Genomic DNA, 13,663 nt, shown 5'->3' with positions numbered 1-13,663 from the left:
CCGCGTCAACGCGCATGGAAATGAGCGCTTACGCGAAACCGCATTGCGGGGCGCTGCCGAGCTGATCCATATCGACAAATTTTGACGCATCGTTGCAATGCCGGCGCAGTGAATCCAGACTTTCCAACTCCGCCTGTCTTGGTGGTTATGAAGCCAGCCATGATCCGTTTCCTGCCCTTCGGCAGAAGCTTCAGCGGCTCCAGGCCGCCAGCGCGATCCGTGTCATATTCCATGAAATAGACATCGACGCTGGTCGTGTTGAAGATGGCGTCAGCTGCCGCATCATATCCGCCGGAAGCGGCATGCGTGGAGCGGAAATTGCCCCGGCACATGTGCATGCCGATCACCATGTTTTCAGGGCGATCCTTGATCGCTTCCTCCAGCATCCAGGCATAACGATCGATCAGCCAGTCGGGATCCTGGCCCATTGCCCTGCGCTGTTCGCGCTGCTTGGGATCTCCGAGATAGGCGAAGAAGATGTCGTCGAGCTGCAGATAGCGGCAGCCTGCGGCGTAGTAGGCTGCAACCGCTTGCTTGTAGGTTCGGGCAATGTCCGTGAAGAGCAGGTCCGGATCCATGTATTCCGGTGGGCGAACATCGGCGGGATCTGCGTCGACGCAGGAGGCTGCCGACGTGATCGGCGCGGAATGGGGGTGTTGGCATGAATAGACTCCCTGAAAATGGTTGTTGTCGTGAATCCTGTCAATCGGCGCGCAAAACTGACCCCCTATCGGCGTCCAATCTTGACCCCCTTGTTGGCGGCGAGCGCTTGGCCTGCCCGGCGCTGGCCGGGGTTGCAGAGGGCGGGCCAAGTGCGGATGGTTGGGGTTATCGGCTTTAGCTTTGCGAGCGGTTCTTGAAGCGCCAGGATTCGTTTCCGGTCTCGATGATCTCGCAGTGATGAGTGAGCCGGTCCAGCAGTGCGGTCGTCATCTTGGCGTCGCCGAAGACGGACGGCCATTCACCGAACGCCAGGTTTGTGGTGACGATGATCGAGGTGCGCTCGTAGAGCCTGCTGATCAGGTGGAACAGCAATTGCCCTCCGGACTGGGCGAATGGCAGGTAGCCGAGCTCATCGAGGATGATGAAGTCGAGGCGGGTGAGATAGTCGGCTGTGCGTCCCTGCTTGCCGCTCCGTGCCTCCACTTCCAGCCGATTGACGAGATCGACGACGTTGAAGAAGCGGCCGCGTGTGCCGTTGCGGATGAGTGCCCGGGCAATGGCGATGGCAAGATGGCTCTTTCCCGTTCCGGTGCCGCCGACAAGGACGACATTGTGCTGATTGGCGACGAAGGTGCCGGCGGCGAGTTCGCGGACAAGACCCTCGTTGACCGGCGTGTTGGTGAACTCGAAGTCGTCGATGTCCTTGGCGAGCGGTAGTTTGGCGATGCTGAGCTGGTAGCGGATCGACCGTGCCTGCTTCTCGGCGATCTCGGATTGCAGGAGATCACCGACGATGCGCGGCGGTTCGTGCTGCCGTTTGATGCCGTTGCCCATGACCTCGTCATAGGCGCTGCGCATGCCATAGAGCTTCAAGGTGCTCATCAGATCGAGAACCTGCGTGCGTTCCATCAGCTTGCCCTCCTGAGGCTGTCATAGCGTGCGCAATCGGCGACCGGCTCATGGGTGAGCCGCAGCGCATCCGGTGTTTGCAGGATTGCGGCTGGAGCCGGATCGCGACGCCGAGCCAGGATGTTGACGATCACCGAAGCCGAGCAGACGCCGTGATCGAGTGCCTCCTGACAGGCTGCTTCCACGGCCGTGAGACCGTCTGAGGGAACGCATCCGAGAATGGTGACCATCTGTCGGTCGCCGTCGTCGGCACTCTTCAGTCCTTTGCGGACCTTCTCCATAGCGGCGGGCAGCACCCATTCACGGAACGGAGCGCCGTTGCGCAAAGCGCCGGGTTTGCGTGCCAGGACAGGGACATAGTGCCAAGGATCATAGACGGTGTCGCCCCGGCCGAAGCTGCGGCGGTGCTCAGCGACGACGGCACCATCTTGCTTGACGACGATCCGGTCGGCATAGGCATGGACTTCGACAGGGCGGCCGACGGCGGTCGACAGGACCGAGTATTTGTTGTTGTCGAAGCGGACCGTGCAGGTCTTCGACACCGAAGCCGGCACGCAATGGAAGCCATCGAACGGACCGACATAGTGCACGAGGCCGCCGCGTTCGGCTTCGAACATCTGCCAGATCGTCTGGTCGGTCTGCTCCGGATGGCTGTGGGCCTTGGCATAGGCCGCGCATTTGTCGAGCAGCCAGACGTTCAATTCCTCGAGGCTCTTGACCCTCAGACGCGGCGTGAAGAAGCGTTCGCGCACGAGACCGACCTGGTTCTCGACCTGGCCCTTCTCCCAGCCGGAGGCGGGCGTGCAGGCGACGGGATGAACGAGGTAGTGGCTGCACATCTGCAGGAAACGGCGATTGTAGAGCCGCTCCTTGCCGACGAAGACTGCGTCCACCGCCGTCTTCATATTGTCGTAGATGCCACGCGTGCAGGTGCCACGGAAGAAGGCGAAGGCCTTGTCATGGGCGTCGAACACCATCTCCTGGCTCTCGCGCATGTAGGCTCGCGCAAACATCATCCGGCTGTGGCAGAGCCGGACATGGGCGACCTTGACGGTCGTCGTCACCCCATTGATCAGCACGATCTCATGGCTCCAGTCGAACTGGTAGGCCTCGCCGGGAGCATAGTAGAGCGGCACATAGGCTTCCGCCGTCGCTGCTCCCCGGTTCTTCGACCAGGTCTTGGCGTAACGGCGGATCGCATCGTAGCTGCCGTCATAGCCGAGCGCCCGCAGTTCCTCGTAAATCCGGATCAGCGTCAGCCGTTCGCGCGATGGCTTGCTCTCGTTCGTCGCGAGAAACCGCTCGATCTCGGCCTTCCAGGCTCCTGTCTTCGGCAGTGGTTGCCGTTCGCGCTCGTAAGAGAAATCGGTCTCATCGGAACGCAATATCTTGCGGACTGTGTTGCGCGACACATGCAGTTCCCGGACGATCTTCTTCACCGACCAGCCCTGCACATGGAAGGCCCGGCGAACACGCGCAATCGTATCCACTCGCTTCAACTCCCTCTCCATCCGCCGTCAAAAGACGGATGGTCAGACGAATCCTGAGAGGGGTCAAAATTGGACGCCGGTCACCCCGCCAGAGGGGTCAATATTCCACGCCGAAACACAGCATGGAGACATTTGTCTCGGTCGCCTTCGAAACGACTTCTTTCACGATCGCCGGGAGCATCCCGGCAGCTTTTATAGCCTTCATAACTTGGTCGCGACATCTGAGTGAAGGTTCAAGCTGAACGTCAAAACCGGGAATGGTACCCCCCTTAGCGGACTGGAACTTCCCACAATCCGACCCGTCGTCAGTTTTTCCGGATGTATATTTTGTCAAGCGGCAGGCTCTGGCGCTCGCGGATCTCGTGTAGACGATCGTCGGCTGAGGCCATAGCGCCTGACAAGCTGGTCAGGTGATGCTCTGCACGGCAATGTCTGCTTTCGGGCGCGGGTTATCAACATGTTGATGACCTAGATGAAGGCGCATAGCGGCCATAGCCTCGCCTTGAAGAGATCTGAACCTTCAGCCCCGTCCTAGATGGTCCTGGAGAATTACGAGAATAGTATTTGCCGGCATTTGTAGGCATACGTCCCGGACAAGCTTGAGATAATCGGAGCTATTCGAATTATCCGAGCGCAAGGATAGTCCTCACGTCGGTCTTTGGCGGCGTGCCAAAAAGCCGTCGATACTCGCGATTGAACTGCGTGACGCTTTCATAGCCGACGCGAAGGGCTGCGCTGCTCGCGTCGACGCGATCGGCAATCATTATCCTGCGCGCCTCATGAAGGCGTAAATGCTTCTGGTATTGCAGCGGGCTCATCGCCGTCAGAGCGCGGAAGTGATGGTGCAAGGTGGATTCGCCCATGCCTGCAATATCCGCCAGGGTTTCAATGCGGACGGGCTGATCGAAGTGATCGCGCAGCCAACGGATCGCGGTCGAAACCCGATTTGTTTGGGTGCCGACCTGAACAGAATGCCGCAACCGGCTGCCGACCGGCCCCGTCATGACGCGGTACAGGATTTCCCTCTGGATCGACCTCGCCAGTATGGGTATCTCAGCGGGCCGATCCAGAAGGTCGAGCAGCCGCATCGCAGCACTCGTCAGTTCCGGCGTTACGGGTCCGATTGCGATTCCCGGGCCCCTTCCTTCCGTAAACCCTCCGTGCTGATCGACTTCGGCGATCAACTCTCGCGCGAGGTCGAGGTCAATGTCCAGTTTGAACGACACATAAGGGGCCGTAATGCTCGCGTCGAGCACCTGAACAATGGTCGGCAGGCCAACCGCCGTCAGCAGGAAATGGTCCTGATCGTAGAGATAGGTCTCACCTCCCAGAATGACACGCTTTGCACCGCTGATGATGAACGCGAAGGACGGCTCATAGAGGGAGGAGTCGGGCGCCATCGGGCACGCGCGCCGATACAGGGAGAGGCCGGGAATGGCAGTGGCGAGGGAACCTTCGTTGGGAAGGCGCATTTCGACGCGTTCGCGCATCCGACGACGCGCGAATTCCATCTCCTCTATTGCCATGACGGCCTTCGTTTGCAGAATGACCCACCTCAGCGCCCTCGCTACCCTAGCCTCTCGGACCGCCGCTTAGAAGTCCGTTGACAGAACCAGATCCTTCCAGTGTTCTAGATTTTCGGTAAGTGCTGCGGATTTATTGCCGAAAACCGCATGGGCATCCGAGCCTGTCGCGAGCCAAACGGGCGGGTTCTGCGTCTTGACCAGCGCAAGCATTGCTGCGGCGAATTTCCGAGGGTCGCCGATCTGCTGGTGGTTGTCGGCATCGAGCGCCTGCCGACGCCGGGCGGAGGCCGCCGCATAGTCCTCGATTGCAAAATCGCCGTAGCGAACAGAACTGCCATCAAGAAAGTCGGTGCGGAAACGGCCGGGATAGACGCATGTCACCTTGATGCCGAACGGCGCCACCTCGCGGGCGAGCCCTTCCGACCAGCCGGATACGGCATGTTTAGTGGCGCAATAGATCGACGAGCCTTCAAATCCCTGCATACCCGCAATCGACGATATCGTTATGATATGGCCGAAGCGCTGAGCCCGCATGATCGGAAGGACGGCGCGTGTGATATCGAATACGCCGAAGACGTTCGTGGCGAACTGCCGCGACACGGTTTCCGGGGCGATTTCTTCGAAGGCGCCGAGCTGGCCGTAGCCCGCATTGTTGACCAGAACGTCGATCCGTCCGAACCGCTCCTTCGCCGCATTGACCGATTTATCGACCGCTGCGTGATCGGTAACATCGAGAGGGATCGTGTGGAGCCTTTCGGCAAAGGCATCCAAGGACTCAACGATCCGCTGCGGGTTGCGCGCCGTCGCAATGACAGTGTCGCCAGCCTCAAGTGCTGCACGTGCGATTTCCAGGCCGAGACCACGATTGGCGCCGGTAATGAACCAGGTTCTCATAGAATAACTTCCGCTGTTGATCTGACTGAGGCGCATCTGGCGCCCGTTCGATGCAATCTATGACCGAAGCCCCACACCGGCTAGAAACGGTCCTGTCTATTTCTTGCCTGATCCTGTCGATCAGCAGCCTGAGGCAGCGACGTCACCTCTTCGGCGCCAACCCATCCAGCACAACTTCCATCAGCCTCTCCGCCTGCTGGCGCCCTCCGCATCCGCTGGAGCGCGCCAGTAAAATCCCATGAGCAGAAGAATATCGGCGGCCCGCAAGCCTTCACGCATGCTGCCCTCGGCAACACAGGCCCGGATCAACTCATCCAACGCAGCAATGACCGGAGCATAGGTTCCCTGGATTGCCTCCTGCGCGGCCGGGCTGTGCAGGGCATCGCCAAGTCCATGTTTCACCCGGATGTAGCCCGCGAGCGTGGCAAACCACTGCCGGAAGGCCTGAACGGCCGTATGTCGCGCGAGCAATTCAGGCACCGACGTGACCAGTCGCTCAATGTCATGGCGGTAGACCGCAAGAATAAGCGCTTCGCGGGTTGGAAAATGCCGATACAGCGTACCCGCACCGACACCGGCGCGCTTGGCGATCTCATTGAGCGACGTCGCACCCGACTCCACAAAGGCATCGTGTGCGATTTGCAGGATGTGCTCCCGGTTCTTCAGCGCATCGGCCCTCGTCATCGAACGAGTTTGTTCTCTCACCTTGCAACCATCCTACTCGCTACAGGCCCACTTGCTAAGCGGAGAATTCTCCGTTAACTCATAGTCAAACCGGAGAACTCTCCACTAAGGCCACCATAGGAGGCATCATGAACTATATCAAGCTCGGCAAAACAGGTCTGGACGTTTCCCCCATTGCAATCGGCGCCATGACCTATGGCGATCCCAAACGCGGTCATCCCGTCTGGTCGCTTCCTGAGGAGGAGAGCCGCCCCCTGATCAAGCATGCCATTGAGCAGGGCATCAATTTCTTCGACACCGCCAACATGTATTCACAAGGATCGAGCGAGGAGATTCTTGGCCGGGCCTTGAAAGATTTCGCCAACCGCGACGATGTCGTCATCGCCACCAAGCTGCGTCACCCGATGCGTCCCGGCCCGAACGGCAAGGGGTTGTCGCGCAAGGCCATCATGACGGAGATCGACCACAGCCTACGCCGTCTCGGAACCGACTATGTCGACCTCTATCAGATCCATCGCAATGATCCCGACACGTCGCTCGAAGAAACGTTGGAAGCGCTCCATGATACCGTGAAGGCCGGCAAGGTCCGTTATCTCGGCGCGTCCTCTATGCATGCCTGGGAATTCTCGAAGGCTTTACATCTGCAGAAGACAAACGGCTGGACGCGCTTCGTGTCCATGCAGGATCACTACAATCTCCTCGCCCGCGAGGAGGAGCGCGAGATGCTGCCGCTGTGCCGGGATGAAGGCATCGGGACGATCGTCTGGAGCCCGCTGGCGCGTGGCCGCCTTGCCCGTCCGTGGAGCGGCGCGAAAGCCACCGCGCGATCCGGCAGCGACCCCTTCGCCGACATGCTCTACACACAGTTGACGGCCGAAAGCGACAGCGCCATCGTCGATGCCGTTGGACAGATCGCCGAAGGACGTGGTGTCTCGCGCGCGCAAATCGCGCTTGCATGGTTGCGCCGCAACCCGGTGGTGACCGCTCCGCTTGTCGGCGCCAGCAAGCCGAGCCAGATCGACGATGCGATCGCATCACTCGCCATCACGCTCACCGACGAGGAGGTGCGCCTTCTGGAGACGCCCTATACGCCGCGATACGACTTCCAAGGGATCTCGGATGACCGCGAATTGCAGCGTATCATGGCGCGGATACCGGGCTTTTCGCCGCCCTCAACCTGAGGCCCGTCACCGGCAGACGCCGTCGGAGCGTTGCTTGCCGGTGTCCCCGGTCCGCCGCTCCGCCAAGGCGCGCATCATGCGCGTCGTCAGGAAATCGACAAAGACCCGCACCTTGGGAAGCGGATAGCGGCTTGCCGGCCAGAGCAGGTGCAGAGAACCGGAATTCTGGCTTTGACCAGGCAGGACCTCCACCAGTGAACCGGAAGCAATCTGTTGGTCGACGGCAAAATGTGGGAGGAAGGCAATGCCGCGCCCACGCACAGCCAGTTCCAGCAACGGCCCCATCATGCTGGCGGTGATGGTGACCGGCACCCCAGCCGTTTCCAAGTCGGGTTCAACGGGCCACGGTAAAAGTCTTCCGGTTTCGGGATAGCGGTGGCGAAGGCAACGATGGTTGACCAGCTCACTGACGGCGGCCGGAGCGCCGCATCTTGCAACATAGTCGGGGGATGCAACGAACCGCCAGACGAATTCCCCAAGCTTGCGATGAAGCAGGCGGCTGTCTTTCGGAGCCCCTGATCGGATGACGGCATCAAAGCCCTCTTCGATCACATCGACGAAGCGATCGTTGATGTCGAGATCAAGCTCAATATCGGGATAGGCTTCGTTGAATTCCGCAACGATGGGCAGGATCAATGTCGGCTCAACAGGCAGACTAATCTTGAGCCGTCCCTGCGGCGCCGCGCCAGCGTTGGCGAGTTCAGCTTGCGCAGCTTCCACTTCGGCAAGGATACGCCGGCATCGATCGAGAAACATCAACCCTTCGTCGGTAATGGTGACGGACCGGGTCGAGCGGTGAAACAGGCGAACACCGAGTTGATCCTCCAGCTTCTGAATTGCCTTTCCCACCGCAGACGGGGTGAGGCCAACCACCTGGCCAGCCAGCTTGAAGCTCCGCTTGTCGGCGGCCTGAACGAAGGCTTGCATCGCCCCTATGCTTTCGACAGCCAGAACCATGAACGAATTATATTCCGCAGTGAAACGAATTTAAGAAAGTTTCTTCATTGATCTGGAGTTGATAGTCAAGAGCCTGTTCCAAATCCAAAGGCAGGCACCCACGACAGACTTGTTTTCACCCTTCAGCCTCGCGGGGCTGCAGCTTCCCAACCGCATCTTCATGCCACCGCTCACCCGGTCTCGCGGCCCCAAGGATGCGGCCACCGAACAGGTGGCTCTCTATTATACCCAGCGCGCAACAGCGGGATTGATCATTTCGGAGGGTTCTCCAATCTCGCGGGAAGGTCAGGGGTACTTTTACAATCCCGGCATATTCTCAAGAGAGCAGATTGCAGGCTGGAAACTCGTCACGGATTCCGTCCACGCCGTCGGGGGCCGGATGTTCATCCAGCTCTGGCATGTCGGTCGCATATCGCACACATCGATCCAAGCAGATGGCGCCTCTCCCGTCAGTTCGACCGATCGTGCTGCGGAAGGAGCCATGGCCTTCGGCCGCGATGACGCCGGCAATGTCGGTTTTGTGCCATCCTCCAGGCCACGTGCGCTCGAAACCAGTGAAATACCCCGCGTCGTCGATGATTTCGTGCAAGCCGCGCGCAACGCAATGGACGCCGGGTTCGATGGTGTCGAACTGCATGCCGCCAACGGCTATCTGTTCGACCAGTTCCTCAATCCGCTCATCAACGACCGCACGGACTGCTACTCTGCCGCGACGATGGAAGGGCGCCTTCGTTTCACGCTGGAGGTCGTGGACGCCGTTGGATCGGCCATCGGTTCGGACCGTGTCGGCATTCGCCTGACGCCCTATGGTACGATCGGGGCCGTGCCGCTGTTCGATGACGCCGAGGAGACCTATGTCGCTCTCGGCAAGGCGCTGGGCGATCGCGGGACCGCATACTTCCATGTGATGGACCAGACGGGCTTCTTCAACACGCCGGTAGGTCAAAAGCCGACGAGCGATGCCATCAAGGAGTTGCTCATCAAGTGGCGCTCGGTGGCGCCCGAGACGGCCATCCTCCTTGACGGCGGGATGACCAGGGCACGGGCAAACGAGCTGATCACCAATGGCGTGATCGATATGGCAGGCTTTGGCCAGGCCTATATCGCCAATCCCGATCTTGTCGCGCGATTGCGCAACGATTGGCCGCTCAACACCCCCGACCGGGCCACCTACTACACCGGCGGGGCGAAGGGATATGTCGATTACCCGCCGCACCGCCCGGAAACACGAACGCACATCGCTTGAAAGCCAGCGTTCGGATTTGCCCCACAAACGGGGCGAGCAACATCAAAAACGAGAAGGATGTATCACATGCCACATTACGATGAATTTAAGGACGGGATCGCGCTCATCACCGGCGCAGGCTTGGGCATCGGGCGCGCGACCGCTCTGGCCTTTGCCAGCCAAGGCGCGAAAGTCGTCGTGTCCGATGTCAATCGTCATTCCGGGGAAGAAACGGTCGGACAAATCCGAGGTGCGGGCGGTGAAGCAATATTCATCGCGACCGATGTCAGTGACGAAGGCCAGGTCAAGGCCATGGTGGCCCAGGCTGTCGAGCATTATGGGCGGCTTGATTTCGCCTTCAACAATGCGGGCCTGACGCAGAATTCCCAACCGTTGGCGGAGCAGCCATCCGACACCTATGACAAACTGTTCGACGTCAGCGTTCGCGGCGTCTGGCTTTCCATGCGGGCCGAAATCGACCAGATGCTCAAGCAGGGCCATGGCAACATCGTCAACATGGGTTCGATGTCGGCCGTCAACGGCATTGCAGGCCTGACTACCTACACCGCCACAAAGCATGCCGTGCTGGGACTAACGCGTGGAGCAGCCCTCGACTACGCGAAACAAGGTATCCGCATCAACGCCGTCGGCCCTGGCACGATCGATACCCCGATGATCGAACGCTTCATCAAACTGGCCGGAACGGACAAGGTGATGGAGCCGATCCGCGCCGCCCATCCCATCGGCCGTACGGGGCGCCCTGAAGAGGTCGCCGAAGCGGTACTTTGGCTATGCTCAAACGCATCGTCATTCGTGCTGGGTCAGATCCTGATGGTCGATGGCGGCTATTCGATCCAGTAAATACATTCCCATCGAAACCGATGTACGCGACGGGAATTATCTCTCCACCGTCGCGGACATCAACGGCGTCATTGCGCCAAGAGATAAGCGTTCAATCTCAGAACGCCTTGAACTGAATCGAACGGTCAACTGCGTTGTGCCGATCAACGACGGGAAAGTATATTTCCACTGAAAGCTCCTTTCAGTTCGTTCTCTCTGACAACCACACTTCCACGCAACATCGTAAGGACTGGCCAACCCGTTATCTCAAGACCCTCGTAGGGCGTGTAGTCGCAACCGTCCTGCAGGATTTTGTGATGGATCGTGACTTCGCGCGCCGGATCCCAAAGCACGATATCGGCATCCGCTCCAACAGCGATGGTGCCCTTGTGTGGGTAGAGGCCGTAGCGCTTGGCGTGGTTCGTCGATGTCAGCGCCACGAAGCGATTGAGATCGATGCGGCCCTTGACCACGCCTTCGGAGAACAGGATCGGCATCCGCGTGGCAATGCCGGGAACGCCATTCGGAACGTAACGGAAATTGGTTTGGCCCTTCGGCGCCATTTTTCCGGCCGCGTCTTCGTAGCGATAGGGGCAATGATCCGAGGAGAAGACTTCGAACACACCCTGTTGCAGGCCCTCCCAGCACGCCGCCTGACTGTCGAAGTCGCGCGGCGGCGGGCTGCAGACATATTTGGCGCCTTCCATGCCTTCGCGATCCATATCCGCTTCTGTCAGCACCAGATATTGCGGACAGGTCTCACCATAGATAGGCAGGCCGCGCATCTGCGCCCGGCGGATCTCTTCCATCGCGTGGCGGTTGGAGACATGCACAATCATGACAGGGGTTTCGACAATTTCCGCGAGGCTGATCGCGCGATGGGTAGCTTCGCGCTCGACAGCGACCGGGCGTGACGCGCCATGATAGACCGGCGCCGTCTTGCCCTGGCGTTCGAGCCGTTCGGACAGAAAGCGGATCGAATCGTAGCCCTCTGCATGCACCATAACCAGCGCCTTGTGCTGGCGGGCAACGTCAAGAACCTCGAGGATTTCCCGATCGGCGAGCTTCATATCGTCATAGGTCATGAAGATCTTGATCGAGGTAAACCCCTCCGCGATCAGCGCCGGCAATTCCTGGCCAAGCACCTGGGGCGTCGGATCGGTGACGATCAGATGGAATGCAACATCGACATAGCAATGATCTTGAGCGCGCTCGGTGTAGTCCTTGACCGCCTCGCGCAGCGTCTGACCCTTCTGCTGCAAACAGAAGGGCAGAACCGTCGTATTGCCACCGACCGCGGCCGAACGCGCGCCTGTCTCAAACGTGTCGGCCATGACGATGCCAGGAGAACCGGGCTGTTCGAGATGGACATGGCTGTCGATCCCACCTGGCATCACCAGCAGTCCGGTTGCATCGATCATCTCGTCGGCATCATCGAGATCTCCCGCCAACATAGCAATCCTGCCATCCAGGATGCCAATATCCGCACGGAATGTGTCGGCTGCGGTGACGACTGTGCCGCCCTTGACGATCGTGTCGAACCTCATACCACCATTCCCTCTTCTTCCACGAAATGTCCCGGCGCGACCTCGACCAGCGGCCGCCAGTCACGCTGGGAGTTTTTCAGGCCTATCCTGTGGCCGCGCGACGCCGGAAGTGCTCCTACCTGGCCACCTTGCGCCGCGGCAATCAACGCGCGTGTATAGGCATGACGCGGCTCAGCCAGAACCGAGGCCGTCGGGCCAATTTCCACCATCCGACCGAAGCGCATGACAGCGACACGATGAGCGATACGGGTGACGACGGCAAAATCATGCGTGATGAACAGGATGGGCAACCTCGTCTCGGCCTGAATCTGTTCGAACAGTTCGAGCACCTGCAGCCTAGTCGTCGCATCGAGCGCAGAGACGGCCTCGTCGGCGATAACAAGATCAGGCTTGACACTGAGCGCGCGGGCGATACCCAGCCGCTGGCGCTGGCCGCCCGACAGCTCATGCGGATAGCGATCGAGATAGCGCCCATCCAACCCGACCTTTGCCATCAGGTTCTCGGCCTTGCGGCGCAGTAAAACCTTGTCCCTCTCTCCGCCAAGCATCAGCGGCTCGATGACCGAACGCCAGGCGCGATATCGTGGATCGAGTGACGATTGCGGATCCTGGAAGATGAACTGGACACGGCCTCGCGTCCGGCCTCCTGACGTGTTGACATCCTGGCCCTTGAGCAGCACCCGGCCATTGTCCGGCTCGACAAGCCCCAGAATAGCGCGGGCGATGGTGGTCTTGCCACTACCGCTCTCGCCGACCAGCGCCACGGTCTCTCCCTCTGAAACGGTCAGACTGGCGCCATCCATGGCAAAGAGCCGATCCTGCGATTTGAACGATGTCATCGATCGCGTGCGCGCAAACGAGACGATCAGATCCTCGATCACCAGCGGTGGAGCGGACACGGTCGCTACGGCCGACGCCGGTGGCTTGGGCGTCGCCGGCGAAGTTGCCTTGATCAATAGCCTTGTATAGTCCTGCGTCGGCCGGTCCAGTATGTCGATCCGGCTCCCCGTCTCGATTGCACGTCCTGTCTGCATCACCAGGATACGGTCGGCAATCTGGCGCACGACGCCCATGTCATGGGTGATGAAGATGACGCCGCAGCCCACTTCCTGCTGCAAGTCGCGGATGAGAGCGATGATCTCTGCCTGTACCGTGGCATCGAGTGCGGTGGTCGGCTCGTCGGCAATGACCAGCGACGGCTTGCAGGCAAGGGCGGCGGCGATCACCACTCTCTGGCACATGCCGCCGGAAAGCGAACTCGGATGCAACTTTGCCCGGCCCGCGGCGTCGGGAATCCGCACCCGGTCGAGCAGCCGCAGTGTCTCCGCCCGCGCGGCATTCCAGGCAAGGCCACGATGAGTTACCAAGGCCTCCGCGATCTGGTCGCCGACCGCCATCATCGGGTTCAGTGCCGCCATCGGCTCCTGGAAGATCATGCCGATACGGTTTCCCCTGAGGGCACGCAGCTCAATTGGTGGCATCGCCAACAGATCTCGGCCCTCGAACAGCGCCTGGCCGCCGACGACCTTTGCCGGCGGGCTCGGCATCAGCCCCATGATCGATTGCGTGGCTACACTCTTGCCGGAGCCCGATTCGCCAATGATTGCCAGGATCTCGTTGTCTTTGACGTCGAAGCTGAGCCCATCGACGACCGTCCGCGGGCCTGCGGCGGTCAGTATTTTTGTGGTCAGTCCGCGGACGGAAAGCAGTGGCTGATCCGTGCTCATGCGGCCTGCTCCACCGTCGC

At 60.1% G+C, this 13,663-nt stretch carries 10 protein-coding genes and 2 pseudogenes; 3 read left to right on the top strand and 9 right to left on the bottom strand.

The window, feature by feature from the left end; genetic code table 11:
- Positions 1-5 precede the first annotated feature (5 nt).
- The 6 genes and pseudogenes from H2O14_RS21645 to H2O14_RS21620 all read right to left on the bottom strand — a co-directional run bounded on the left by H2O14_RS21645 (position 6) and on the right by H2O14_RS21620 (position 6,166).
- Positions 6-812 (bottom strand): hypothetical protein, encoded by an 807-nt coding sequence (locus tag H2O14_RS21645; protein ID WP_246697708.1) that lies wholly within the window; start codon positions 810-812, stop codon positions 6-8.
- Positions 813-837: 25 nt separating this feature from the next.
- Positions 838-1,572, bottom strand: coding sequence for an IS21-like element helper ATPase IstB (gene istB / locus H2O14_RS21640; RefSeq protein WP_182829531.1), 735 nt, complete (start codon positions 1,570-1,572; stop codon positions 838-840).
- Positions 1,505-3,071 (bottom strand): annotated as a pseudogene (gene istA, locus H2O14_RS21635) (IS21 family transposase). Before istA ends, istB begins: the two are co-directional and overlap by 68 nt.
- Positions 3,072-3,685: 614 nt before the next feature.
- The gene (locus H2O14_RS21630; protein WP_182829529.1) at positions 3,686-4,588 is read right to left on the bottom strand and encodes an AraC family transcriptional regulator; all 903 of its coding nucleotides are present in this window, start codon (positions 4,586-4,588) and stop codon (positions 3,686-3,688) included.
- Positions 4,589-4,654: 66 nt separating this feature from the next.
- Positions 4,655-5,482, bottom strand: coding sequence for an oxidoreductase (locus tag H2O14_RS21625; protein ID WP_182829528.1), 828 nt, complete (start codon positions 5,480-5,482; stop codon positions 4,655-4,657).
- A gap of 180 nt (positions 5,483-5,662) precedes the next feature.
- Positions 5,663-6,166 carry a TetR/AcrR family transcriptional regulator gene (locus H2O14_RS21620; protein WP_182829527.1) on the bottom strand — a complete coding sequence of 168 codons (504 nt, stop codon included), beginning with the start codon at positions 6,164-6,166 and terminating at the stop codon, positions 5,663-5,665.
- Positions 6,167-6,294: 128 nt separating this feature from the next.
- On the opposite strand from H2O14_RS21620, the pseudogene H2O14_RS21615 reads away from it, so the two are divergent.
- Positions 6,295-7,260, top strand: a pseudogene (locus H2O14_RS21615) (aldo/keto reductase); the annotation flags it as partial.
- A 93-nt stretch (positions 7,261-7,353) separates the two neighbouring features.
- Here H2O14_RS21615 and H2O14_RS21610 read toward each other — a convergent pair.
- Positions 7,354-8,304 carry a LysR substrate-binding domain-containing protein gene (locus H2O14_RS21610; RefSeq protein WP_182829525.1) on the bottom strand — a complete coding sequence of 317 codons (951 nt, stop codon included), beginning with the start codon at positions 8,302-8,304 and terminating at the stop codon, positions 7,354-7,356.
- 58 nt (positions 8,305-8,362) lie between these two features.
- Between H2O14_RS21610 and H2O14_RS21605 the strand changes: the two genes are divergently transcribed.
- Both H2O14_RS21605 and H2O14_RS21600 read left to right on the top strand, forming a co-directional pair.
- On the top strand, positions 8,363-9,550 hold the full coding sequence (locus tag H2O14_RS21605) for an alkene reductase (protein ID WP_246697707.1): 1,188 nt from the start codon (positions 8,363-8,365) through the stop codon (positions 9,548-9,550).
- Between the two features lie 66 nt (positions 9,551-9,616).
- Positions 9,617-10,390: an SDR family oxidoreductase gene (locus H2O14_RS21600; protein WP_182829524.1), complete on the top strand. Its 774-nt coding sequence runs from the start codon at positions 9,617-9,619 to the stop codon at positions 10,388-10,390.
- Between the two features lie 143 nt (positions 10,391-10,533).
- On the opposite strand, the gene hydA is transcribed toward H2O14_RS21600, so the two are convergent.
- Both hydA and H2O14_RS21590 read right to left on the bottom strand, forming a co-directional pair.
- A complete protein-coding gene (gene hydA / locus H2O14_RS21595; RefSeq protein WP_182829523.1) occupies positions 10,534-11,916 on the bottom strand; it encodes a dihydropyrimidinase in 1,383 nt (460 codons plus the stop codon).
- Positions 11,913-13,643 carry an ABC transporter ATP-binding protein gene (locus H2O14_RS21590; RefSeq protein ID WP_182829522.1) on the bottom strand — a complete coding sequence of 577 codons (1,731 nt, stop codon included), beginning with the start codon at positions 13,641-13,643 and terminating at the stop codon, positions 11,913-11,915. Before H2O14_RS21590 ends, hydA begins: the two co-directional genes overlap by 4 nt.
- Positions 13,644-13,663 lie beyond the last annotated feature (20 nt).

It is taken from the genome of Rhizobium sp. G21, assembly GCF_014158035.1.
Classification (GTDB): domain Bacteria; phylum Pseudomonadota; class Alphaproteobacteria; order Rhizobiales; family Rhizobiaceae; genus Rhizobium_E.
The sequence above is the reverse complement of the archived record's forward strand: the minus strand, read 5'-3'. Positions and strand labels throughout refer to the sequence as shown.

Coding starts and splice junctions, on each gene's coding strand:
- H2O14_RS21620 (WP_182829527.1), bottom strand. CDS start 6,166: ATGACGAGGGCCGATGCGCTGAAGAACCGGGAGCACATCCTGCAAATC.
- H2O14_RS21610 (WP_182829525.1), bottom strand. CDS start 8,304: ATGGTTCTGGCTGTCGAAAGCATAGGGGCGATGCAAGCCTTCGTTCAG.
- H2O14_RS21630 (WP_182829529.1), bottom strand. CDS start 4,588: ATGGCAATAGAGGAGATGGAATTCGCGCGTCGTCGGATGCGCGAACGC.
- H2O14_RS21625 (WP_182829528.1), bottom strand. CDS start 5,482: ATGAGAACCTGGTTCATTACCGGCGCCAATCGTGGTCTCGGCCTGGAA.
- hydA (WP_182829523.1), bottom strand. CDS start 11,916: ATGAGGTTCGACACGATCGTCAAGGGCGGCACAGTCGTCACCGCAGCC.
- H2O14_RS21590 (WP_182829522.1), bottom strand. CDS start 13,643: ATGAGCACGGATCAGCCACTGCTTTCCGTCCGCGGACTGACCACAAAA.
- istB (WP_182829531.1), bottom strand. CDS start 1,572: ATGGAACGCACGCAGGTTCTCGATCTGATGAGCACCTTGAAGCTCTAT.
- H2O14_RS21600 (WP_182829524.1), top strand. CDS start 9,617: ATGCCACATTACGATGAATTTAAGGACGGGATCGCGCTCATCACCGGC.